At 42.8% G+C, this 23,126-nt stretch carries 23 protein-coding genes; 6 read left to right on the plus strand and 17 right to left on the minus strand.

Going from position 1 to position 23,126, the window contains the following annotated elements:
- Positions 1 to 188 precede the first annotated feature (188 nt).
- The 5 genes from accA to dnaE form a co-directional block, all read right to left on the minus strand.
- Complete coding sequence (accA, locus tag GLW00_RS17440) at positions 189 to 1,151, minus strand: acetyl-CoA carboxylase carboxyl transferase subunit alpha (RefSeq protein WP_160916218.1); 963 nt, start codon at positions 1,149 to 1,151, stop codon at positions 189 to 191.
- Positions 1,148 to 2,008: an acetyl-CoA carboxylase, carboxyltransferase subunit beta gene (gene accD / locus GLW00_RS17445; protein WP_160916219.1), complete on the minus strand. Its 861-nt coding sequence runs from the start codon at positions 2,006 to 2,008 to the stop codon at positions 1,148 to 1,150. The genes accA and accD overlap by 4 nt, the downstream gene beginning before the upstream one ends.
- Before the next feature lie 102 nt (positions 2,009 to 2,110).
- Complete coding sequence (locus tag GLW00_RS17450; RefSeq protein WP_160916220.1) at positions 2,111 to 2,710, minus strand: FadR/GntR family transcriptional regulator; 600 nt, start codon at positions 2,708 to 2,710, stop codon at positions 2,111 to 2,113.
- An 80-nt stretch (positions 2,711 to 2,790) separates the two neighbouring features.
- A complete protein-coding gene (gene ystJ / locus GLW00_RS17455) occupies positions 2,791 to 4,029 on the minus strand; it encodes an NADP-dependent malic enzyme (RefSeq protein ID WP_089650539.1) in 1,239 nt (412 codons plus the stop codon).
- 120 nt (positions 4,030 to 4,149) lie between these two features.
- Positions 4,150 to 7,503, minus strand: a complete 3,354-nt coding sequence (dnaE, locus tag GLW00_RS17460) for a DNA polymerase III subunit alpha (RefSeq protein WP_160916222.1) — start codon at positions 7,501 to 7,503, stop codon at positions 4,150 to 4,152.
- Positions 7,504 to 7,633: 130 nt separating this feature from the next.
- On the opposite strand from dnaE, the gene ytrH reads away from it, so the two are divergent.
- Positions 7,634 to 7,966, plus strand: coding sequence for a sporulation membrane protein YtrH (gene ytrH / locus GLW00_RS17465; RefSeq protein WP_160916224.1), 333 nt, complete (start codon positions 7,634 to 7,636; stop codon positions 7,964 to 7,966).
- The gene (ytrI, locus tag GLW00_RS17470) at positions 7,966 to 8,463 is read left to right on the plus strand and encodes a sporulation membrane protein YtrI (RefSeq protein ID WP_160916226.1); all 498 of its coding nucleotides are present in this window, start codon (positions 7,966 to 7,968) and stop codon (positions 8,461 to 8,463) included. Before ytrH ends, ytrI begins: the two co-directional genes overlap by 1 nt.
- A gap of 15 nt (positions 8,464 to 8,478) precedes the next feature.
- Here ytrI and GLW00_RS17475 read toward each other — a convergent pair whose 3' ends face one another.
- Complete coding sequence (locus tag GLW00_RS17475; protein WP_160916228.1) at positions 8,479 to 9,438, minus strand: DHH family phosphoesterase; 960 nt, start codon at positions 9,436 to 9,438, stop codon at positions 8,479 to 8,481.
- 119 nt (positions 9,439 to 9,557) lie between these two features.
- On the opposite strand from GLW00_RS17475, the gene GLW00_RS17480 reads away from it, so the two are divergent.
- Positions 9,558 to 9,860 carry a YtpI family protein gene (locus GLW00_RS17480; protein WP_160916230.1) on the plus strand — a complete coding sequence of 101 codons (303 nt, stop codon included), beginning with the start codon at positions 9,558 to 9,560 and terminating at the stop codon, positions 9,858 to 9,860.
- 36 nt (positions 9,861 to 9,896) lie between these two features.
- On the opposite strand, the gene GLW00_RS17485 is transcribed toward GLW00_RS17480, so the two are convergent.
- The 7 genes from GLW00_RS17485 to GLW00_RS17515 all read right to left on the minus strand — a co-directional run bounded on the left by GLW00_RS17485 (position 9,897) and on the right by GLW00_RS17515 (position 16,134).
- A complete protein-coding gene (locus GLW00_RS17485; RefSeq protein WP_160916232.1) occupies positions 9,897 to 11,210 on the minus strand; it encodes a DRTGG domain-containing protein in 1,314 nt (437 codons plus the stop codon).
- A 146-nt stretch (positions 11,211 to 11,356) separates the two neighbouring features.
- Positions 11,357 to 12,037 carry a metal-dependent hydrolase gene (locus GLW00_RS17490; protein WP_160916234.1) on the minus strand — a complete coding sequence of 227 codons (681 nt, stop codon included), beginning with the start codon at positions 12,035 to 12,037 and terminating at the stop codon, positions 11,357 to 11,359.
- Positions 12,038 to 12,066: 29 nt separating this feature from the next.
- A complete protein-coding gene (locus GLW00_RS17495; protein WP_160916236.1) occupies positions 12,067 to 13,614 on the minus strand; it encodes a polyamine aminopropyltransferase in 1,548 nt (515 codons plus the stop codon).
- Between the two features lie 84 nt (positions 13,615 to 13,698).
- A complete protein-coding gene (locus GLW00_RS17500) occupies positions 13,699 to 14,094 on the minus strand; it encodes a DUF350 domain-containing protein (protein ID WP_160916238.1) in 396 nt (131 codons plus the stop codon).
- Positions 14,095 to 14,108: 14 nt separating this feature from the next.
- The gene (locus GLW00_RS17505; RefSeq protein WP_160916240.1) at positions 14,109 to 14,777 is read right to left on the minus strand and encodes a DUF4247 domain-containing protein; all 669 of its coding nucleotides are present in this window, start codon (positions 14,775 to 14,777) and stop codon (positions 14,109 to 14,111) included.
- A 160-nt stretch (positions 14,778 to 14,937) separates the two neighbouring features.
- Positions 14,938 to 15,609, minus strand: coding sequence for a PspA/IM30 family protein (locus GLW00_RS17510; protein ID WP_160916242.1), 672 nt, complete (start codon positions 15,607 to 15,609; stop codon positions 14,938 to 14,940).
- A gap of 12 nt (positions 15,610 to 15,621) precedes the next feature.
- Positions 15,622 to 16,134 carry a DUF4178 domain-containing protein gene (locus tag GLW00_RS17515; protein ID WP_160916244.1) on the minus strand — a complete coding sequence of 171 codons (513 nt, stop codon included), beginning with the start codon at positions 16,132 to 16,134 and terminating at the stop codon, positions 15,622 to 15,624.
- A 222-nt stretch (positions 16,135 to 16,356) separates the two neighbouring features.
- Here GLW00_RS17515 and GLW00_RS17520 point away from each other — a divergent pair, with 222 nt between their 5' ends.
- Positions 16,357 to 17,325: a bile acid:sodium symporter family protein gene (locus GLW00_RS17520; RefSeq protein WP_160916246.1), complete on the plus strand. Its 969-nt coding sequence runs from the start codon at positions 16,357 to 16,359 to the stop codon at positions 17,323 to 17,325.
- 241 nt (positions 17,326 to 17,566) lie between these two features.
- Here GLW00_RS17520 and ald read toward each other — a convergent pair whose 3' ends face one another.
- The gene (gene ald / locus GLW00_RS17525) at positions 17,567 to 18,679 is read right to left on the minus strand and encodes an alanine dehydrogenase (RefSeq protein ID WP_160916248.1); all 1,113 of its coding nucleotides are present in this window, start codon (positions 18,677 to 18,679) and stop codon (positions 17,567 to 17,569) included.
- A 152-nt stretch (positions 18,680 to 18,831) separates the two neighbouring features.
- Positions 18,832 to 19,590 (minus strand): SDR family oxidoreductase, encoded by a 759-nt coding sequence (locus tag GLW00_RS17530; RefSeq protein ID WP_160916250.1) that lies wholly within the window; start codon positions 19,588 to 19,590, stop codon positions 18,832 to 18,834.
- A gap of 86 nt (positions 19,591 to 19,676) precedes the next feature.
- Here GLW00_RS17530 and GLW00_RS17535 point away from each other — a divergent pair, with 86 nt between their 5' ends.
- Together GLW00_RS17535 and GLW00_RS17540 are read left to right on the plus strand one after the other, a co-directional pair.
- Positions 19,677 to 21,008 (plus strand): purine-cytosine permease family protein, encoded by a 1,332-nt coding sequence (locus tag GLW00_RS17535; protein ID WP_160916252.1) that lies wholly within the window; start codon positions 19,677 to 19,679, stop codon positions 21,006 to 21,008.
- Between the two features lie 252 nt (positions 21,009 to 21,260).
- Positions 21,261 to 21,725: a universal stress protein gene (locus tag GLW00_RS17540; RefSeq protein ID WP_160916254.1), complete on the plus strand. Its 465-nt coding sequence runs from the start codon at positions 21,261 to 21,263 to the stop codon at positions 21,723 to 21,725.
- Between the two features lie 22 nt (positions 21,726 to 21,747).
- Here GLW00_RS17540 and GLW00_RS17545 read toward each other — a convergent pair whose 3' ends face one another.
- Positions 21,748 to 22,260: a MogA/MoaB family molybdenum cofactor biosynthesis protein gene (locus tag GLW00_RS17545; protein ID WP_160916256.1), complete on the minus strand. Its 513-nt coding sequence runs from the start codon at positions 22,258 to 22,260 to the stop codon at positions 21,748 to 21,750.
- Positions 22,261 to 23,094 carry an EcsC family protein gene (locus GLW00_RS17550; protein ID WP_160916258.1) on the minus strand — a complete coding sequence of 278 codons (834 nt, stop codon included), beginning with the start codon at positions 23,092 to 23,094 and terminating at the stop codon, positions 22,261 to 22,263. It abuts the gene before it with no gap.
- Positions 23,095 to 23,126: the final 32 nt, after the last annotated feature.

A 23,126-nucleotide genomic window follows, 5' to 3' on the forward strand; every position in this document is an offset into this window, starting at 1 on the left:
TGTCCCCAACCAAAGATGAATCGAAACCTCCGTCTATTTTCATAAGGATAGCCTATCCTCTAGTCTATTCAATTAATAAAACTTCAACATTCCATTCATCAATGATAGCGTTACCATCCTGTTAAGATGCGAAAAGCCGCACCCAAGTGCGACCTTTCTTTACGGACTTATTATTTTGAACCATCCTATTATAAATCAAGATACGTGTAATCGCCAATATTTTTGTACTTTAAGAAACGTTTTTCTAATAATTCTTCAACCCCAAGAGTGCTCAACGTTTCTAAAGAATCAGAAATGGTTTTCTCAATTTCACGGGCTTGAGCCTCGATATCTCTGTGAGCTCCACCTCTTACCTCTGGAATCACAGCATCAATTACATTTAATTTCTTCAAATCATAGGAAGTAATTTTCATTGATTCTGCTGCTTCTTGTGCAAGGCCTGCATCCTTCCATAAAATAGAAGAAGCCCCTTCAGGAGAAATCACGGAATAAGTGGAGTTCTCAAGCATAAAAATACGATCTCCAATACCAAGACCGAGCGCTCCACCACTACCGCCTTCACCAATCACTATGCATATCACCGGAACCGTAAGACCGGCCATTTCCATCAGGTTCCTGGCAATCGCTTCACTTTGGCCTCTTTCTTCTGCTGCTTTTCCAGGATAAGCTCCCTTTGTATCAATAAAAGTAATAATCGGTCGTTTGAATTTATCTGCCTGCTTCATTAAGCGGAGTGCTTTTCTGTAACCTTCAGGGTGAGGCATGCCGAAATTACGACGAATATTTTCTTTTGTATCTTTACCTCTCTGGTGACCGATCACAGTTACGGGTTGACCTTTGAATTTAGCAATTCCAGATACAATCGCTGCATCGTCTCCAAAGGTACGGTCTCCGTGCATCTCAAGGAAATCTGTAAATAGATATTCGATATAATCCAGTGTGGTCGGTCTTTCAGGGTGTCGTGCCATTTGTACACGATCCCAAGGAGCCATTCGATCATACACATCTGTTTCAAGTCTTTCCAAACGATTCTCTAATGTTACGATTTCGTCGCTAAGATCCATTTCACTGTTCTCAGTCAGGCGTTTCAAATCAGAAATTTTCTCTCTCAATTCTATGACAGGTTTCTCGAATTCGAGTACATGTTTCACGATTGGCCACCTCCCACATTATGAAGATCAAGAACCGTCGTCAGTGTCTTTTTCATGTCATGACGATGAATGACTTTGTCCAGTTGACCGTGTTCCAGAAGGAATTCAGCTGTTTGGAAATCCTCTGGAAGTTTTTCGCGGATCGTTTGTTCGATGATCCTCCGACCTGCAAATCCAATCAAAGCGCCAGGCTCTGCAAAATTATAATCTCCAAGTGAGGCAAAACTCGCTGAAACGCCACCTGTTGTCGGATGGGTCATGACTGAAATGAAAAGACCACCATCGGCATGATGACGTTGGAGAGCGACTGATGTTTTCCCCATTTGCATAAGACTGAGAACACCTTCCTGCATCCTCGCACCGCCGGAAGCGGTGAAGATGATAAATGGAAGGTTCTCTTTCCTGGCATTCTCGATAGCGTTCGTGATTTTTTCCCCTACTACCGACCCCATGCTCCCCATCCGGAAGCGGGCATCCATAACAGCCACCGCTGTTTCCATGCCATCCATTTTCGCTTTTCCTGTGACAACCGCTTCATTCAAGTCTGATTTTTGACGGTCTTTTTCGAGTTTTTCTTCATATTCCGGGAAATGCAACGGATTATTTGAAATCATGTGCTTGTCCCACTCTACAAAGGATTCCTCATCAAATAAGTGTTGGATGCGTTCATACGCACTAAGCCGATGATGATGATCACAATGAGGGCAGACATTCATATTTCGATTCAATTCTTTTCTATAAAAGATTTTCTGGCAGTTTGGGCATTTCTGCATCAAACCTTCAGGTACATCCTGCTTTGCTTCTTGGCTGGGAATGGATGCGTATCTTTTTTTCTTGCTGAAAAAGTCTCTTAGCAAGGTGATTCCTCCTTTGGGACAAAGCTTCCTTTCTTATCAATATACATAAATTCCATTTCATAATATGACTTATTCTGTCGAAATAGATTCGACACGATGCGATCATTGAAATAGACGTATAATATTCATTGTACTTTCTTCTTCCATGGCGGTTACCATTTCTTCATACCAATCATCAGAATAGCTTACCTCATGGAAAGTATGGGTAAATCCTGAGATGAATTGCCACATCGACAGAAGGAGAGGTTGATCACAAAGGCTGAACAAATATTCAAATACCTTTTGGTGCCTCTGAGTGTAGGAATGGCCGGATATTATTGTTTTTAATGCGCTCATATCCTCCTGGCTGGCTAACCTCCCGTTCAACAAAAGCAGTACCTCTTTTTCTATCATTTGTTTAGCAATCATCAATTCGCTCTTGGTCCTGGATTCGTTAAGTAAGAAGTTGGATAGCAGCTCGACCATATGGTAAGGACGATATGCTCTCATATAGGTGCCCTCGCCTCTTCTTGTTTCAATCAATCCTAGAAGCTCCATCGCCCGAAAGGCTTCCCGGATTGAGGATCTGCCTACATTCAGCTGTTCACTTAACTCTCGTTCTGAAGGCAGCTTATCTCCAGGCTTTAACCGGTGCTCTTCAATGTATGATTTCAACTGTTGAAGAACACCTTCATACACTTTTCCTCGCTGCTCCTGGGCCACGTTACACGGACACCTCTTTTCATCTCTAACCACAATCATATTATGTAGAAGGAGAAACCGAAAAGCTTCCCCTTCTCATATCAATCTTCATCAATTAATGTCAGTTGTCTCGTTTTTTCTGCAACTTCCTCCGGGTCTACATGATGGCGGGCTACCCCGGACTCCATCGCCGCTTTCGCTACGCTTGCAGCAACAGCTGGGGCCACCCGTGGATCAAATGGTGCAGGAATGACGTAGTCCTCACTCAATTCATCCTCGCTTACTAAGGAGGCAATGGCTTCAGCAGCTGCAATCTTCATCTTTTCATTGATCCTAGTCGCTCTTACATCCAACGCACCACGGAAAATTCCCGGGAATGCCAGCACATTATTTACCTGGTTAGGAAAGTCTGAGCGGCCTGTCCCGATGACGCGCGCTCCGGCTTCCTTTGCATCTTCCGGCATAATTTCAGGTTCTGGATTTGCCATGGCAAAGATGATAGAATCATCATTCATTTTAGATACAGTCTCTTTAGAGAGCAGTCCACCGACGGATACACCAATAAACACATCCGCGCCTTCCATGACCTCTTCAAGATTCCCCTCTGTGCGGTCTTTATTCGTGATTTTAGCAATTTCATCTTTCACATCGTTCATTCCATAATCACGGCCTTCAAAAATAGCACCTTTGGAATCACACATAATAATATCACGCACACCGAAATGATAGAGTAATTTAATAATAGCTATTCCAGCAGCTCCAGCACCATTCGCCACCACTTTAATTTCAGAGAAGGTTTTCCCAGTTATTTTTAATGCATTCATTAACCCTGCAACTGTAACGATTGCCGTACCATGTTGGTCGTCATGGAAGATAGGGATATTCGTTTCTTTCTTCAGTCGATCTTCGATGATGAAGCAGTTGGGTGCGGCGATATCTTCCAGGTTCACACCGCCGAAAGTAGGTTCCATCAACTTTACTGTCTGCACAATCTGGTCAATATCACGCGTGTTCAAACAAATAGGGAATGCATCTACTCCTGCAAAACTCTTAAATAAAGCAGCTTTACCTTCCATAACTGGAAGAGCAGCTTCAGGACCAATATTTCCAAGACCAAGAACAGCCGATCCATCACTGACGACGGCTACCATGTTGCCCTTCATCGTATAATCGTACACCGTATCTTTATGATCATAAATCTCCTTACAGGGTTCTGCCACTCCAGGGGAATAAGCAAGACTCAAGTCTCTAGCATTCCTGACTGGAACTTTTGAATGGGTTTCAAGTTTCCCTTTATTCACACGATGTATGTGCAAAGCTTCATCTCTTAAATTCGACACGACGACACTCTCCTTTTAGACTTATAGTGAACCGACCCTGGTGGTCTGACCACCATTAACCTCTTAATTATAACAGATGAATATAGAGTGTAAAGAAATACAAAAATCCGGACTGAGCTTTTATTGTTCTGCCCCATCTTTCACAGGCCTGACAGCTACAGATGACTCCCCGAAAAATTCTTTCAATTTCCCCATAGAGACATCATTGAGTTCAAGACAATAGGTATCATCCAGTTTATAAGTCACGCGATCTTCGGATCGAAAAATGAAGATTGGTGTATTCCCCGGGAAATATTCAGCAAGCTTTTTCAATTTTTCTATGGAATAGTGTTCATGGTCTTCCGTCACCTTTATAAACAGCCGTTGCTTTTTTTCACCTGGTACATCATTCATACCTAAAGGGTTCGCATGATTAATGATCAATTGTTTCTGTCCTTTTCTTTCATCAATTTTCCCCTTCACGTGCACCAGCATCTGTTCTTTCACCCATACTTTTATATTTCGATAAGCTTCCGGGAAAAGGACCGCATCCATCTCAGCCGTTTCATCGCTGATCGTTAAGAATGCCATAGGGTCGCCCCGTTTCGTACGTATTTCACGTAGTCCATCAATTACCACGGCAACCTCCACCTGTCTCTTCGTCAAACGTTGAGCCTCTCGCAGTGGAAGAACACCCTTCTTATCAAGGTCTTTCCTTTGGTGACCCAAGGGGTGTTGAGACATGTATGTGCCCAACACCTCTTTTTCCATCGACAAACGTTTCAAAGGAGGGAAAGGTTCCACTTCCACCATTTCCATATCCAATTCATTACCAAAGAAGCCAGGTTGATCTTGAAACTCCTTAAAGAGCTCTCCCTGTTCTAAAGCTTGATCGATGCTTGCAAGAACAGTCGCTCTATTTTGGTGTAGATCGTCGAAGGCGCCCGCAAGAACAAGGGATTCAATGACCTTCCTGGGAACAAGCTTTCCATCGACACGCAAACAAAAATCGTTAAGGTTACGAAAAGGCCCCTTTGCTCTCTCTTCAATAATCGCTTGAGCTGCCTGGTAGCCCACCCCTTTAACAGCAGTCATTCCAACTCTTATTTCTCCAGAGTCATCAGTGTTCAGGGCTTGACTTCTATTCACAGATGGAGCTTTCACCTTCACTTTCATATCTCTGGCTTCACGAATATACATCGTCATCTTCTCATGATCTCCTAGATGAGCATTCATCAATTCTGCCATAAAGTAAGAAGGGTAATGAACTTTCATATAAGCTAATCTGTAGGAAATCAAGCTGTAGGCAACCGCATGGCTTCTGTTAAAGCCATAATTAGAGAATTTTACAATCCAGTCAAATAACTGGTGTGCAATTGAATCCACATAGCCTTTCGACTTACACCCCTGAATAAACCTCATCCGTTCTTCCTCTAAAACATCGGCTTGCTTTTTACTCACCGCACGCCTTAATAGATCGGCTTCTCCTAAGGAATATCCAGCAACTCGACGAGCGACTTCCATTATTTGTTCTTGATAAACCAACACGCCGAAAGTATGGGCAAGAATAGGTTTTAAGTCAGGATGTGGATACTCAATATTCTTCTGGCCATGCTTCCTTTCAATATATAAAGGGATGTATTCCATCGGTCCTGGTCTATAAAGAGCGTTAACCGCGACAACATCTTCAAAATGACTTGGTTTTAAACGTTGCAGTACATTCTTCATTCCTTGAGACTCCAATTGAAAAACCCCATTGGTTCTCCCTTGTTTCAATAGATCAAACGTCAGATGATCATCAAGCGGTATACGACTGATTGAAAAGTCCTTTTGACGATATCTTTTAACTTTCTGTTCCATCCTTTCCAGGAAAGAGAGGTTACGGAGACCGAGAAAATCAATCTTAAGAAGTCCTACTTTCTCAAGGTCACCCATTGCATATTGGGTTAAGGATACAGGACCTTGACTCTTCAACAGAGCTGTATATTTCACAAGTGGCTCTTCACTTAAAACAACACCCGCTGCATGGGTTGATACATGCCTTGGAAGTCCTTCCAGCTTCGTAGCCACTCGGAACAACAACTTTAAACGATCGGAGTTTCTAATGTATTCTTTTAACTCCTCCGATTTCTTCACGACTTCCACAAGTGACGAAGCGGTGGTTTTAGGGATTTGATGAAGAATGAAGGATGCATCACTCTCATCTACTTTCAATACCTTGAACAACTCTCTCAAGACACTCCTTGCGGCAAACGTACCAAATGTACAAATCTGAGCCACGTGGTCGCTCCCATATTTCTCAGCAACATAGGAGATTACCTCGTCCCTACGGTGATCAGGAAAATCAATATCTATATCCGGCATCGTGATTCTTTCGGGATTGAGAAATCGTTCGAATAACAATTGATACGCTAAAGGATCGACCTGAGTAATCCCAAGCAAGTATGACACAATAGAGCCAGCGGCAGAACCACGCCCTGGGCCGGCGTGAATACCATTTTCTCTCGCATAACTAATGAAATCCCATACAATTAAAAAATAATCGCTGAAACCCATTGAAGATATGATAGACAATTCATGATTCAGTCTCTCCACCGCTTGTTGACGATTCTTCGTGTCGTATTTTAGAGACAAAGTTGATTCACAAAGCTGCCGCAAGTATTCATCCGAGCTTTTATTTTCCGGTGAAGGATAGGATGGAAGCAGTTGTCTGTTCAATTCCAAATCAACCTGGCATGCATCCACAATATCTTCCGTTGCTATTAGAGATTCGGGCCACCATTCTCCGAAAAAACCTTCCATTTCTTCTTGAGACTTAAGATAGTGGTGGTGGTCATTGTTTTCAGGGCTATAACGTGCCCCTTCATCAATCGCACGTAAACATTGGAAAGCATCTGCATCCTCGCGGTTCAAATAACGCACATCACCTATGGCCACGACTTTCATTCCGTTTTTACTCACCCATTCTCTTAATGGTGTATGTAATTGGCGTTCCGAATGAAGATCACGATCCTGGATACTTAGATAGAAACGGTGTTGTCCTAAAAGATCCAACCAACGTTCTCTAGACGTCTCTATATTGTCAGTCATGCGATTAGAGATCGACTCCGCCCACGGGGAACTCGAAGTCATTTGGATGAAAATCAACCCTTCTTTGTACCCGGCCAACTGCTCAAGCGTTAAGTGTTCCTTCTCTGTTTGTACGATTGTACTTATTTCGAGGAGGTTATGGTAACCCCTGGTTGTTTCCGCCAACAAAATCATCGGAAAGGAGAATGTTTGATCCACGACAGAGGTTTTCATACCAATGATTGGCTTTAATCCCTCGTTCTTACATTCCTCATAAAAAGAGACCGCTCCGCTCATCGTATCCTGATCAGTAAGGGCAACAGCTTCAAACCCTGATTCTTTGGCTGACCGAACAAGGTCCTTGATTTTAATCGTGCTGTTCATCAAGCTATACCCTGATTGCACATTCAAATGGGTAAACGTCATTTCGCACACCTTCTTTCATGTAAATTATAGCTACTCTGGAGATAGGATGAAAGCCTTCTGCATAAAGAGAGGGTCGTAAGAATAATGGTTAGGTAAGAGACTATTTTCAGATAGCGAAAAGAGGGACAAGATGGAAGATCGTTTAGTCATATCCATGATCCAATGCTTCTTTATCGCGTTCGGGGTAATTGTCGGCGGGACCATTATCGGTAGTATAGGAAGTTTTTTGACAGGAGAAGCCGCTTTGACATCCATGTTCCGAATCGCAAAAGGGCTGAGGATTTGGGCCATTGTCGCTGCCATCGGCGGAACATTTGATGCCATAAGCAACTTCGAAAAAGGAATTTTTGATGGTTCCACTTTTGATATCTTCAAGCAGGTGATGATCATTGTCGCTGCCATGGGTGGGGTAAAAACAGCACTGCTTCTTTTTGAATGGTTATTGGGTGATGAGGTGATATAGTGCACTTTCCTGCCTACCATAAAAATAAGGAATGGAGACGTTTCTTTGCAGGTCTTGTATTAGGAGCAATTATTGGTTACTCCTTTTTCATTTACGTTCATGGTCAACTGCAACAAAAATACACAGAAGAACATATCGAAATGACAGCCCGACTAAGTGAATGGGAAGCTAAATATGAAACACTTCTGAACAATCAGGATCAAGGGTCAGAAGGCAAGCCCATGAGTGTCAAAGAAATAAGCGTGGTGTTTACAAATGCAAAAAAACTGGAGATCGATCTGTTGACCCAACATCAGCTGAATGCCTTAGTCAAAGATCAGCTGGTGACTGTATCTGGTAAGGATGTCTCCATCGTTGCTGATCAAGTGGATCTCATCATCTCGACGATTGAAAACAAAAACTATGTGGTCGATGATTTCACTTATGAGTTGAAGGTGACGAGATTAATTGTCTCTGAAACCATGAATTTGCACCTCGAAATCAAATTGAAACGATAAAAAAGCAGAGCAGGCTTAGTTTGCCTGCTCTTTTTTATACTTCAGACATACAGCTTCAAGTTCTTTTGCGATTTCAGCAGTTTCGTCCCATGAAGAAGCAGAAGCACCTGAAGCCATCGGATGACCTCCTCCATTATGGTTAGCTGCAATTCCATTAATCACTGGACCTTTCGAACGTAACCGGACACGGATGGTATCTTCTTCCTCCACGAAAAATGCCCATGCGAGCATCCCTTCTATATCTCCCAGCAAACCTACGAGCTGACTCGTTTCTGACGGTGAAACGTTAAACTGATCCAACGTTTTGCGATCCAGACGGATGGTTGAATAACCAGCATCATGAACGGTGAAATTCTGTAAAACATATCCTTTTAACTTAGCGACATGAACAGGCGTCTTATACATTTCGTTGTATAATGATGGTCGATCGAACTCAAAATTCACAAGGTCAGCTGCATAAGAGAGCGTCTGTTTCGTCGTACTTGGAAAGAGGAACCGACCCGTATCTCCTACAATTCCTGCATAGAGAAGTCGAGCGGCCTCATCAGTAAGAATCAAGCCTTCTCCTACAAATTCAGCGTACAATTGATAGATCATTTCTGAAGTGGAGCTTGCTGTTGTATCCACCCACTGGATATCCCCATACGCATCTACTTCGGGGTGGTGGTCAATTTTCACTAAAAGATCTCCCTGGTCATAGCGCTGATCATCTATACGAGCCTGATTCGCAGTATCGCATACAATCGTAAGAGATCCTTTGAAAGCTTCATCAGGTACTTCATTCATCGTTGCCAGAAATTCCAGGGAAGGTTCAGATGTACCTGTGATAAACACTTGTTTTTGCGGGAATGTGGCTTTAATTATTGTTGCTAAACCAGCCTGAGATCCATAGGCATCCGGATCTGGACGCACATGACGATGGATGATGATCACTTCATAATCTTTAATCGCTTTTATAATGGCCTTCTTATTCATAAAAAGGTCCTCCTTTTTTGTATTCCGTGTCAATGAATCATAGAATTCTCTGTACAGGTAGCCTTTTCTGTAGAAACAAGCTACAATAAAAGGGAAAATTAAACGCAGGAGTCGATCAAATGATTATTTTCCCGATCCTTATATTAGTCTCTTTTGTGCTCTACATTTACTACAAGGTCATGATTATTCGTTCCAATGATCCACTTACTCAAGAATACTTAAATAGTAAATCCAAGCTTTTCCTTGGAAGTTTCATTTTCTTCTTTGGAATTAACCAGTATGTATTCTATCAAACGAAACTTTCACTCTTTGTAGGCCTTGTATTCATTGCTCTTGGTATTTTCCAAGCTCGTTTGGGATGGAAAGCAAGCAAACATTACCAGGCAGAGTTTCAAAAACACCGGACAAGCCCTCAATCATGAATTCTAAGAAAAGTCGCTGTTGTTCAGCGACTTTTTTTATCGGTCGATGAGCTGAGCCATAAGAAGGGCTTTCCCAACAATTGATTTCCCATGGTGAACCTCGATATCGACTTTGGCAAATTTCCTACCGACCTCCAAAATTTGCGGACGCACTTCGATATCACTTTCAATTTGAACAGGTTTAATAAAATAGACAGAAATGTTTTCTACAACAAGATCGCCCTTTTTATACTTTCTTAATAACCGACTTGAGGCTTCTGTGATTAACGAAATAAAAACACCATAAGACATTGTTCCAAGTGGGTTCGTCATTTGGGGAGTTACTTTCGTCTGCCACACAGGGTTTGAGTCGTCTTCTGTAATAACCTCCATGCGATTTGTGGCCAGATCATCTATCGTTTCGCCTACCTGAGGCTGCCTCTGGATATGCTGCAAGGCTTTTAACACATCCTGACGGGAAATGATCCCTTGCAGTTTATGTGAAGGATCGACAACGGGCATCAGCTCAATCCCTTCCCAAACCATGACATGGGCAGCATTCGCAAGGGAGGTTTTGGCATGAACAGTCATCGGGTTTCGAGTCATGACTTTTTCAATCCTTGCCTCCTTATCTTTTCCAATTACATCTCTTGACGTAACGATACCGACTACACGATTCTGCTGATCTACAACCGGATAGCGGCTATGGCCTGTGGCTGCGTTAAATTCATGCCATCTGGCAACGGAATCTGATGCTTGCAGAAACTTTGAATCTTCATAGGAAGTATAGATATCATCGACAAGCACAATTTCTTTTTTTATTAATTGATCATAAATCGCTCGATTGATCATCGTTGCGACGGTAAAAGTATCATAACTGGTAGAGATGACAGGGAGCTTCTTCTCGTCAGCCAGCTTTTTGACCGTCTCACTTGTATCGAAACCACCCGTAATTAAAACGGCTGCCCCCTCTTTCACAGCAAGCTCATGTGCATTTGTCCGGTTTCCCACAATAAGAAGAGAACCCGCTTCTGTGTACCGCATCATCGCTTCAAGCTTCATCGCACCTATGACAAATTTACTTAGCGTTTTATAAAGACCTTCTCGTCCACCAAGTACTTGACCATCAACGACATTCACAATTTCAGCAAATGTTAATTTTTCTATGTTTTCTTTTTTCTTCTTTTCAATTCGGATGGTACCGACCCGTTCCATGGTGCTGACAAGGTCTTGATTCTCCGCTTCTTTGATAGCCCTGTAGGCTGTACCTTCACTGACATTCAATGCTTTCGCTATTCTTCTGACAGATATTTTACTGCCGACCGACAGGGATTCTATATGTTCAAGAATCTGTTCATGTTTTGTTGCCATACGCCCACCAATCTTTCTAACTGTACTAATCCAATCTCGTATAATTGTTATTATACAGTTGATACAGATCATCCGCAATTTCTTCCTGAAGTTTCAGAAAAAGCCGTTTGTCATAGAGTAGACAAACGGCTTTGAATATCCTGGTCTTATAGCTCGATGGATTCTCCCGGCTTTAAAGCCTTTCCTTTACCTGGTTTCACTTCATGAGCAAAGGCATCCCCATCCTGGGCAATTAAATCAAAGGTGTTGTAGTGAACAGGCACAACCTGTTTCGCTTGAATCCACTCAGCAGCCACCAGCGCATCAGATGGCCCCATCGTGAAATTGTCCCCAATAGGGAGAAAAGCAAGATCGATTTCGTTCCGTTCCCCAATCATTTTCATATCAGAGAACAATCCGGTATCTCCGGCATGGTAAATGGTCTTTCCATCAATCGTTAGTAAAATTCCTGTTGGCATTCCTGTGTACACGATCGTTCCATCTTCTTCTTGATAAGAAGAACCATGAAAGGCCTGGGTGAATTTCACATGTCCAAAGTCGAATTCATGGCCTCCACCGATATACATAGGGTGAGCGTTCAGCCCTTTATTTCCAAGGTAAGTAGCTAACTCGAACGGAGCGATGACTTGAGCATCATTTCTTTTTGCAATTTCAAATGTATCCCCAACGTGATCGTTGTGACCATGAGTAAGCAGAATCACATCTGCTTTTACTTGGTCAGCATCCAGATCTGTCTTCCCGTTGTCCGAAATAAAAGGATCAAAAAGAATCGTCTTTCCATTGGCTTCAACCTTCACAACGGCATGACCATGATAAGAAACTTTCATCCATAACACTCCTTTTAAACATTGCTTATTTAGTAATTACGCCAAGCTTTTTCATACTTCTGAATAAGGTGTGGGTTGATGAGAGTATTGGGTTCCAACTTGACCACTTGGCCTTCTCCATTCAAGATTTCCCCATCTTCATCTTTTCCAAACACTGTCATAGATTGAAAAACTTCCTCTGTTAGAAATTCCGTTTCCACAGTAAATTGGACTTCTTCGACCTCCAACGGTTCTCTTGAGGCCATAATGAATCCCCAATTACCAAAGCTCGGAACATCGACGTGGAAATTTTCGGTGTAAAGCCCTGTAGAGGCTACCGTTTCATTAATTGTCCAGTATACTTCTGTCGCAAAAAGAGGACTTGTCGCCTGAATCATCGCTGCCCCTCCAGGGGACAGATGGTTTCTCACTAAAGAATAAAACTCCCGGGTATAGAGTTTGTTCAGGCTTTCGTTATTCGGATCTGGGAGGTCAATAATAATGACATCATACATTTGATCCGCATTCTCCAAAAACTTGAAAGCGTCTTTGTTTAATACGTTAACTCTCGGGTCATCTAGCGCACCCTTATTTACTTGCAGTAGATGGAAATTGGACCGAGCAAGGTTTGTAACAGCAGGGTCAAGGTCGACGAGCGTAATCCCTTTGATCCCCTGGTACTTCAACAACTCATTAGCCGCAATCCCATCCCCCCCTCCGAGGATAAGTACATGTTCATGTTTTTCAGAAAGAGCGACAGGAGGGTGAACAAGTGTTTCATGGTAGCGGTGTTCATCTGTTGAACTGAACTGTAATGATCCGTTTAAAAAAAGACGTGTGTCTCCCTGCTCCTTTGTAAGTACGATCCGTTGGTAAGCACTCTCTTCCATATGAATAATCGGATCTTTATACAGCTTCTGTTCGAACGAGAAGGCCATTTCTTCACCGAAGAACAGCCCACCAATAAGAAGGACGCCGATGATAATGGCACCTGTCAAATGGATAGAGAATTTCTTAATTTCAGAGCGGAATAGATACAAAACTAAAACAGCAACGGCTAAGTTGATACATGCCACAAAAAAGGCGCTTTTCACCATACCCATTTGAGGCCGGAGATAGAAAGCAAACAGGAGACCACCAATCAATCCACCTGCATAGTCAGAAAACAATACTCTCGCCGTGCTCCTGTTGAGCTCTACACCTATTTCATTTGCCTTTCTGATAAGAATAGGTAACTCAAGACCGGTCAGTGCACCAATGGTGAATGTGACTAAATATAAGAACAGTGCATCCGTTCCCGAAGGAGCAAATGCTGTCATACCAAACATCGTGAAACTTGAGAATCCTCCAATTAAAGCCACCATGAATTCAATCCAAATGAAGGTGACAATCAGCTGCTTCATCACTCTCTCACTTATACTCGCACCAATCCCCATCCCGGTAAGGAACAGGCTGATCGTCAACGTGTACTGCTTCACACCATCACCGAGAATGTAAGACCCGAGCGCACCAAATAAAACTTCGAAAATAATACCACATATGGAAACAATGCCTGAGGCCCAGTATATAAAATGACTTTTTCTAATATTCGCTTCCACTTTGTTCACTCCACTTAAACTTGAATGTTAAAAAGCCACTATGAGAATGGTTCATAGTGGCTTCTCTCAGCTATTCCAAGGGCGTTATGTAATCGACGCACCAATAACGAAGGCCAAACCGATTGATACCCCCATCGTAATGATTCCGACCGCTGTATTATTTTCCTTTAACTTCGTTTCTACAGAAAATTTACGTGTGAATAATTCAAATAATAGGTAGGCAATCATTTGAAGGACAACTCCATACGCCCCCCATATCAACGTATCCCATACAGTGAAACTATGATAGATTGCAAATGAGAGGACAATACAGATGCCGATAATTTTTCCTGCGATCGACATGGCAACCGCCTGGTTGCCTTGCTTTACCTCTTCCCAATCCTTATACTGCCTTGTTAACCATTCGAAAATAACCAATCCAATTACAACAATCACAACCGCCATTACAAAATAGCCTAACGTAGCCAAAAATGGTTCCATCATGATAACCTCCTTTATTTTCCTGTACCTGGTCCTCCACCACGATTTGATGACCCTCTCATAGAAGTGGTTCCACCTGAGTTATAATTCCCGTACATCCCATATCCACCATAACAGTTCCCGGTTTGCTGGCAATTCGACCTACGACGCTCATACCAGTCATTAGACCCCAACGAACGGTTAAGAATAGATCCTAAAAATAAACCACTAAAAAAGCCGGGAGAGTAATGATTTCTTACAAAATCATCAGATGCAAGTTCAATCGTAATGACCCCGGGTTCCTCCGTACTTTCCTGAAGGATAACAAAATGATCAGGATATATGAGCGCCTGTTTATTTTCCTGCCTCTCACTTATTTCTTCTGGAGGAATAGCTGAGGTCAAAGAATCTGAGACCTCGGTTAACGTCAATTGTTTTGTCATATAAATCCTCGAGATGCCCTGTTCGGATCGGACTGTATCCAATAAAGGGAAATGATTCTGAACCAGTGATTCGATATCATTGGTCCCTGAATTTTCTAATCCATTTAGTATCTCTGAACGGTCAGGCTCTGAAGGGAGTTCACCATATGTATCTTCTGTATAAGACCCAGACATTCCTCTTTGGTCATTTCCACCGAATACATTGAACAACAAGAAAAAGGCAATGATTCCTACGACTATGATCCCTGCATAATCTTTCAACACACATCCTCCTTTCACATAACAATCGCTCAGGTCACACTGAGCGTAAAGCGATGTCTCTATTGAGGCAATCCATCCAACACTCGAAATATGTTATATTTCCAGTCCTTAAAACAGCCGTGCCTGACCACTTGGCCAGGCACGAGTGTTGGACCAGAGATTACTCTTTGTTCATCTTTTTCTTCAGTGCTTCCAACTCATTATCCACACTATCTTTATTATCCAAGTCTTCGAATTCATCGTCCAAGGAACGGCTCTCTGAAGACATATCCTCACTTGTTTCAGCTTCTGCTTCATAGTGCATAACTTTTTCTTCCATACGTTCAAAACCTTGTCGTGACTGATCCCCACCAATGTTTGACATGGTGCGATTCATCTTCGTGCGCGTTTTCGCAGACTCGGCACGTGCCTTCAAGGAATCTTTCTTTAACTTCATTTCCTGATATTCCTTCTTCATTTCATCCAGCTTTTGACGAAGGTTATTCGCGTCCTGCTGAGCACGCTCCCAGGAAGCCTTGAATTGATCCGCTTGATCCTGATGGTTCTTCTTATCTTCCAGAGCACGACGGGCTAAATCTTCATTCCCTGCCTCAATCGCTTTTTCTGCCTGCTGCATGCGCTTATCTACAAGAGCCTGAGAGTCGTCGTATTTTCGTTTCAACATTTTTTCATTAGCAATCTGCTTGGCTACTGCACTTTCAGCTTCACGGATATCATTCTCCATATCACGCATGAATTGATCCAGCATTTTAACAGGGTCTTCTGCTTTATCCAACATGGCGTTCAATTCTGAACCTACGACTGTTTTTACACGATTAAAAAATTTAAACATTTTTCTTCCTCCTTATTTTGAACCTGCCAGGATTTTAATTTCATATGCTTCAATATCAAAACCTACACTTGCTTCTACTTCACTGCCCCAGGATTCGAGGCTGAGATACGTTTCTTCATCTTCCGAAATATACTCCGCATATCGGGAGGTACGTCCATTAATGTTTGTACTTCTCCCTTCTCCTGTTACGCGCGCTTCTCCTTCTTCATCTTTAAAGAAGTTTTGGCCCTCATACTCGAGTTTTTCAGGGAAGGGCAGGGATACAGGGAGTTTGACTGTCTCATACACGCCTAGTTCCAGCTCATCATCCATTTCTGCTGCCAGCCACTTTGTTTGATTCCCTTCCAATAGCTGATAAGAAAACCATTCATAACCACCGTCACGATAAGTAATCTTACCGACTACTTCGTAATCCACAAGATCGTATGTGACAATGTCCCCGACTTGGATATTCAAAGGGGTTCGCTCTTTCACTTCTGGTGTCTGCTTCTCATTTTTTGTAAACAATCTAGAAAAGAAACCCAAATCTTCACCTCTCCTTCAACTATGACCCTGTGTACCTGTATGTACGTGTGATGCTCTTAAAAGGTTTCACTTTTTCTTTTTATTTTACGCAGGATCTACAAGAATCTCAAATCTTGGGCCATTTCTTGCTTTTTTTCATTTTTTTCTGGTCTATCATCCTTTGTTTTTTCTGAAAAGAGCGTATAATCAGAAAATATATTTTTACATAAGGAGTTGAATCATATGAAAACATTAGAAAAAGTAAGTCAATTTGCAGGCAGCACTTTCGCGGTCTGGGTCCTCGTTTTCGCGGCCTTATCTTTTTTTATCCCAGGAGGATTTACGTGGATCGCCCCTTATATTGTTCCCCTATTAGGAATTATCATGTTCGGGATGGGCTTGACTCTATCTAAACAAGACTTTCAGGAGGTTTTCAAACGGCCAAAAGATGTGGCGGTCGGTGTAGGAGCCCAGTTTACACTTATGCCTCTTCTCGCTTTCCTATTAGTGACGATCCTTCCCGTTTCACCAGAAGTAGCGGTCGGTGTCATTCTTGTAGGATGTTGTCCGGGTGGGACTTCTTCCAATGTTATGACTTACCTTTCAAAGGGCGACACAGCTCTGTCCGTTTCTGTTACAGCCGTATCCACTCTGCTTGCTCCTCTTTTCACCCCGTTCCTGGTATGGGTGTTTGCAAGCCAGTGGCTCGCGGTTTCAGCAGGAGACCTTTTTGTCTCTATCGTTAAAGTCGTTCTTGTACCGATTGTTTTAGGTCTGATCGTTCAATCCATCTTCAAGAAAAGAGTGCAGGCAACCGTCAAGGTCGTGCCACTTGTATCGGTCATTAGTATCGTAGCCATCGTTGCTGCAGTCGTAAGTGTCAATCAATCTCAGATCGCAGAGACAGGAGCCGTCATCTTCGCAATCGTGGTCGTCCATAACCTGCTCGGTTACCTGACTGGCTATGGTTTAGGGAAGTTGTTCAACATGGAGCCTGCAAAACAACGAGCCATTTCCATTGAGGTTGGTATGCAAAACTCTGGTCTTGGGGCATCTCTCGCGGCTGTTCATTTTAACCCGCTCGCTGCCGTACCCAGTGCCATTTTCAGTGTTTGGCACAACATTTCAGGACCTATCATTGCAACCATCTTTAGAAAACAAAAAGGGGCTGACACAGAAGATACTAACCAGAATCATATTAAATCGGCTTAAAGAAATACCTGAGGAATCAACGATGCAACTAAAACTCCCTATACTTGAAGACTCAGTTTCGAGATGTTTGTGTGATTCTAGGGGCTCCCGCGGAAAGCGAGTTATTCCCCGCAGCCCCCGTCCACAAAAAAAACATCTCGATACTGAGTCTTCCACATTCCTGCTATATTGCGTAGGAAGAAGAGGTGAGGAATATAAAAAAGCGTGGACATAAAGTCCGCGCTTTTTGAAAGTTGACTAATTAAAAAAGTTGCTCGGCCTCTGTGAACTCAAGACCTTGCGCTTCTGCCACCGCTTTGTAGGTCACATGACCATCCAGCGTGTTCAGGCCCTTATAAAGCGCATCGTTTTCCTGACAAGCCCTCACATAGCCCTTATTCGCTAACTGAAGAGCGTAAGGAATCGTTACATTCGTTAACCCGATTGTGGACGTCCTGGGAACAGCTCCCGGCATGTTCGCTACTGCATAGTGAAGCACGCCATGCTTTTCATAAGTGGGATCATCATGAGTGGTAATTCGACCAGTGGTTTCAAAAATGCCCCCCTGATCAATGGCTACATCTACAATGACGGAGCCTTCTTTCATAGATTTGACCATATCTTCTGTAACAAGGCTTGGCGCTTTAGCTCCAGGAATAAGGACAGCTCCAATAACAAGATCAGACTCTTCCAAAGCCTCTTGAATATTAAGCGGGTTTGACATCAAGGTGTTGATATCAGAACCAAAAATATCATCAAGTTGGCGCAAGCGTTCAGGGTTGAGGTCAATGATGGTGACATCTGCTCCTAGCCCCATAGCGATTTTTGCAGCATTTGTTCCTACAACTCCACCACCGATAACAGTGACTCTCCCGCGCCTTACACCAGGGATGCCTCCTAAGAGGATCCCTTTTCCACCTTTGGATTTCTCAAGATATTGTGCACCGATTTGGGATGCCATTCTTCCAGCTACTTCACTCATCGGTGTCAAAAGTGGTAATGAACCGTTCGGTAATTGGACGGTCTCATAAGCAATTGAAACCACTTTCTTATTCACGAGAGCCTTCGTCAATTCAGATTCCGGCGCTAAGTGTAAATAAGTAAATAGGATTAAACCTTCATAAAAATAGTCATACTCTTCAGGAACCGGTTCCTTCACTTTCATAACCATTTCCTGACTCCATGCTTTCTGAGCGGACTCAACGATTGTGGCCCCCGCTTCCCTGTACTGTTCATCGGTGAACCCTGAACCTAATCCTGCATGGGTTTCTACAAACACTTCATGTCCCGCGTTGGTTAAGCTGACCACACCTGCAGGAGTCATAGCTATACGACTCTCATTATTTTTGACTTCTTTTGGTACTCCTATCTTCAACGCAACCCAGCCTCCTTGTTCCACATATGATTAATACGTCCTCTTTTTGTGCTTATCATACAAGTTAATCGAAGATCTAAGAAAGCCCTTTCATTGTACCAAATCTTTTACCCGTGATGAAGGTACACTGAAATTCAGCCCTTCCTGCGTCTTCACCGATGCCTGTGAATAACGTCCAATCCACCGGTGACTTCATAGATCGTACCCGTAATCATATCCGAGTCTTCATGACATAAAAAGTCGATGGTCCGTGCTACATCTTCCCCTGTTCCCGGCCTCCCGATTGGGGTTTCTTCATCCTTGCTTTTTCTACTCACCTCTATACAGGCTTCCTTCCACTCTCCTGTTATGTTTCCCGGACATATCATATTTGATGTGATGCCATATTCTGCTTCTTCATAAGCAATGGTTTTAGTCAGGGATACAAGACCAACTTTTGCTGCTGCGAAAGCAGAACGATAGATCCACCCGGAAGCAGATTGCGCACCCTGAAACCCATAATTAATGATCCTTCCGAAATTTTGCTTCCTCATATGAGGAACAATAGCTTTCATCAGATAAAACACAGCGTCAAGATTTCCTCGAATCATCGAATTCCATTCCTCTTCTGTATAGTCCATCAGTTTTTTACGTTCAAAAATATATGGTCCAGCATTGTTAATCAAATAATCTACTTTTCCAAAGCGCTTTATTGTATTTTCGGTAAGACGATGAATATCCTCTTTGACTGTCACGTCAGCCTGTATAATTTGTATTCTGTCATGATCCATTGGGAAATCATCCAGTAAAGAGAGGGCTTTAGCTTCGTCGTTTTTATATGTAACGGTAATGGAATGATTCTGGTCCAGCATGTGCTCAGCTACTTTTCTGCCCAGCCCCTTGGTGCCAGCTGTAATCAGAGCATGTCTCATTTTCCAAACCTCCTTAAGATTCTATTTTCATTTACACTTGTGTCACCTTTCTGTACAATGATTGGGTCAGAAAGGACGTGAATGTTTTGAAAGCTTATGCTCCACGGAAACGTGTAATCGAACAATATGGATTAGAAGCAGTCCCCGCCGAGAAACGGGATACCCCCTGGTACCGCTTTGCTTTCATTCAGATTGCCATCGCTGCCAATGCAGGTAATTTCCTCGTTCCCGCATTGGCTGTCTTGGAAGGTGGACTTTCCTTCTGGACAGGTGTCATCTCCACTAGTATCGGAGCCATCCTCGGCTTTTTACTTGTATCCTTTTTATCTTTACCAGGCGCAAGACTCGGCATCCCGGCCCAATATGCATTACGTACCATCCTTGGAGTAAATGGAACCCGCTTTTTATCCGCACCGATTCGAAGTCTCACTTCCCTTTATTGGTTCAGTGTACAAACGATCGGCGGTACATATGTCATCCAACAACTGATTTTACGTTTAACTGGTATCAATTTCCCGTTTTGGGTCTATTCCATTCCGTTGTCCATTCTCATGGTTACACTTGCGATTGTTGGTTTTAATGCGGTAAAAAAAGCGATGAGCTATTTTTTACCTTTATTGCTCGTTGGAGAGGCAACAATCTTGTATGTTTACTTTACTACAAATGTGACACCTGGTTCACTGATGATGCTTCAAAGTGGAGGCTTGGGAGGGTCCTTTCCCTCTATGTTATTTTTTGCAAGCCTTGCCTTTGTTCAATATGTATCAGGCGTCAGTGCATCTGCTGACATGACGAGGTACGCAAAGTCCCCTTCCCATGGATTTTACGGGCTACTCATAGGAAATGGAATTGGATTTTTTATTACAGCCGTTATCGGATGTGCCTCCGCCTATCTTTTTCAGGATATCAACCCATATGTATCATCGACGGACTTGACGGATTCCCCGATTTTTATAACGATCATTACAGCGACAGCCATCGTTTCTATGATCAGTATTAATGTCAGCAATGCTTATACAGGTGGATTCAGCCTTTTAAATACCTTTCCAAAACTCTCGAGAGTTCAAGCGGCCGTTGCTTTCGGCTCAGTAGGTGTGCTCCTTAGTGGATTTCCCACCCTTGTAAATGAAGCCGAATCCTTCATCTCTTTGCTTGGCGGCTTAATCATTCCAATCTCAGCTGTTATCTGCAGTGATTACCTGATTGTAAAAAGAATACATTTGGACGAAGAAGATCTGCTCCTATTAACGAAGCCACGGTATGTGAACAGCTTGGCTATGGGAGTGATTATGGCAGGGAGCCTTCTTTATTTCCTTCTTCCTGATTCGTGGTCTCCGGGATTCTTAACTTTCTTGGTGATCTTCACGGTTTACCCATTCTTAAAAAAGAAAGATAAATCAAGTACCCCAACAGCATAAAACTGTTGGGGCTTTTTGTTAGCGTTTATCTTTTTTCTTACTTCCAGATTGGTAACTCTCATTCATGGACTGCATGAGTTGCTGATCCTGTTCCATTTCTTTTTCTCTTTCGATTGGATTTTTCGGTTTCTTCATGTGACCACCTCCCTGTTTACTTTTCGCAAAATTGTTATAATTATGCTTGATTCGTCCGTCTATCCAATAAACAGGCGTGATATAATAAAAATATAGAAATGAGAGGAGGCATCCAGCATGACTTTTGAATACAAAGATATTGTTGTGGCGGTCGATGGTTCTGTAACGGCAGAAGTTGCATTTAATAAGGCTATTGACATTGCGAACCGTAACGAGGCGAAGCTGGTTTTAGCTCACGTGGTGGACACCCGGGCCTTTGCGACCGTAGAAGCCTATGACCGTTCCCTAGCCATCCGGGCGGAACAATATGCGACCGAATTATTAAATGACTACCAGGAAAAAGCAGAAAAAGCCGGTGTGAAAAATGTAGTGGTTGACATTGAATACGGTTCTCCAAAAGTAAAAATTGCTAAAGATGTCGCTCCGAAATATAATGCCGATCTGATTATCTGTGGCGCAACCGGCTTAAATGCGATGGAACGTTTCTTTATCGGCAGTGTATCCGAACACATAACAAGATACGCTACCTGCGATGTACTTGTTGTTCGCCCTGATGACACACAAGAAAGCCAAGACAAATAAAAGAGCCCGCATGTGGGCTCTTTTATTTGTCTTTATTCAGTTCACCAATTATGTGTGGAAGTTCAGGAAGAATTAATCGATTCATCGCGAGTTTTACAGCACCAGAAGAACCTGGAGTAGAGAAAATAGCCGTTCGTCCTGATACTCCAGCGATCGCCCGCGATAAGATTGCCGCAGATCCAATATCCTCTTTGTAGCTAAGCATTCTGAAGATTTCTCCGAAACCTGGCATCTCTTTATCCAGTATTTTTTCTATCACTTCAATCGTTACATCTCGTTTGGCAACCCCTGTACCGCCGTTTATTAAAACGGCATCGATTTTGGGATCATCCACCCCTCGCTTCACATAGTCATGAATTTGACTTTGTTCATCTATTACAATATGGTATTCACCCACCAAGTGACCTTCTTTCGTCAGCGTATCGATCATCAGCTTACCACTTTTGTCCGTTTTTTCTGTACGTGTGTCGCTCACGGTGAGCACAAGGCAGGAAATTGAATTTGCTGCGCTTTCTTTATGTTCCTTTACGGCCAATTAAGATGCTCCTTCCTTGTTCATAAGGTGACGGTATTGATAAAACTTCATAGCGAACTCTGTCACTTGTTTTGTTAAATGATAATTCGAATAAGCACCGATCGCAATACTGATGAATGGAAGACCTTGAACAAGTTTTTTCCTGAACATGAGGATGAATAAGGATTTAAAGCACTGTTTCACCGGTTGTTCCATCCAACCTTCATCGGTCAATTGATCCTCCCCTGCAAAGATAAAAGGATGCTCTTTCTTTTTCACTTCTTCGATCAACTCATTCCACGCACCCGCTTTTAGTCTTTTCGGCAAGGTAGCGGCATGAAAAACCTTGAGAGAAATCATCATTTCGTAAGGGTGGTTCATCTCATGACCAAAGGTTAACCCAATCAGCTGAATGGCTCTTAAATTCATTAACATCATCAAAGGATAATCCATCCCTAAGAAAAGCCATCCACCAGCCCCTGTCAAGCCGCCCTGTGCAAATGAGTACAGGCGCCCCCGAGCCATCTGCTGCTCGGCTATGTAGGTCAACTGTTCAACGGTCAGCTCTGTCTCCATATCTTCAATTTTTTCAATCTGATTCGAAAAAATCCGTCCCACCGTTAGAATCCGTTCTCTCGCCTCATATTGATAAGAGGTGCCTTGTAAAAAAGCATGGGTATGAAAAAACCAGGCATCTAATTTTGAGAAAAATGCTTTTTTCACTTGAGGATCCACATTCATCAGACTTTGTTGAATCCAATGATCATAAACCATTTCAAAATCATTCGGCTGATACTGTTGGTATTGCTCTAACCATGTCTTTAATTCCGTACGTATGCGGTGGTGGTGTGACAAAGCGCTCCCTCCTCGTCTTTGTTCCTTACCAT

The organism is Halobacillus litoralis, from assembly GCF_009856445.1.
Lineage (GTDB): Bacteria > Bacillota > Bacilli > Bacillales > Halobacillaceae > Halobacillus > Halobacillus litoralis.

What these genes read in the sequence shown, in the direction of transcription:
- dnaE (WP_160916222.1), bottom strand. Translation starts at nt 7,503, where the DNA reads ATGACGTTTACCCATTTGAATGTGCAATCAGGGTATAGCTTGATGAAC.
- ytrH (WP_160916224.1), top strand. Translation starts at nt 7,634, where the DNA reads ATGGAAGATCGTTTAGTCATATCCATGATCCAATGCTTCTTTATCGCG.
- GLW00_RS17475 (WP_160916228.1), bottom strand. Translation starts at nt 9,438, where the DNA reads ATGAATAAGAAGGCCATTATAAAAGCGATTAAAGATTATGAAGTGATC.
- GLW00_RS17480 (WP_160916230.1), top strand. Translation starts at nt 9,558, where the DNA reads ATGATTATTTTCCCGATCCTTATATTAGTCTCTTTTGTGCTCTACATT.
- GLW00_RS17485 (WP_160916232.1), bottom strand. Translation starts at nt 11,210, where the DNA reads ATGGCAACAAAACATGAACAGATTCTTGAACATATAGAATCCCTGTCG.
- GLW00_RS17490 (WP_160916234.1), bottom strand. Translation starts at nt 12,037, where the DNA reads ATGAAAGTTTCTTATCATGGTCATGCCGTTGTGAAGGTTGAAGCCAAT.
- GLW00_RS17500 (WP_160916238.1), bottom strand. Translation starts at nt 14,094, where the DNA reads ATGGAACCATTTTTGGCTACGTTAGGCTATTTTGTAATGGCGGTTGTG.
- GLW00_RS17510 (WP_160916242.1), bottom strand. Translation starts at nt 15,609, where the DNA reads ATGTTTAAATTTTTTAATCGTGTAAAAACAGTCGTAGGTTCAGAATTG.
- GLW00_RS17520 (WP_160916246.1), top strand. Translation starts at nt 16,357, where the DNA reads ATGAAAACATTAGAAAAAGTAAGTCAATTTGCAGGCAGCACTTTCGCG.
- GLW00_RS17530 (WP_160916250.1), bottom strand. Translation starts at nt 19,590, where the DNA reads ATGAGACATGCTCTGATTACAGCTGGCACCAAGGGGCTGGGCAGAAAA.
- GLW00_RS17540 (WP_160916254.1), top strand. Translation starts at nt 21,261, where the DNA reads ATGACTTTTGAATACAAAGATATTGTTGTGGCGGTCGATGGTTCTGTA.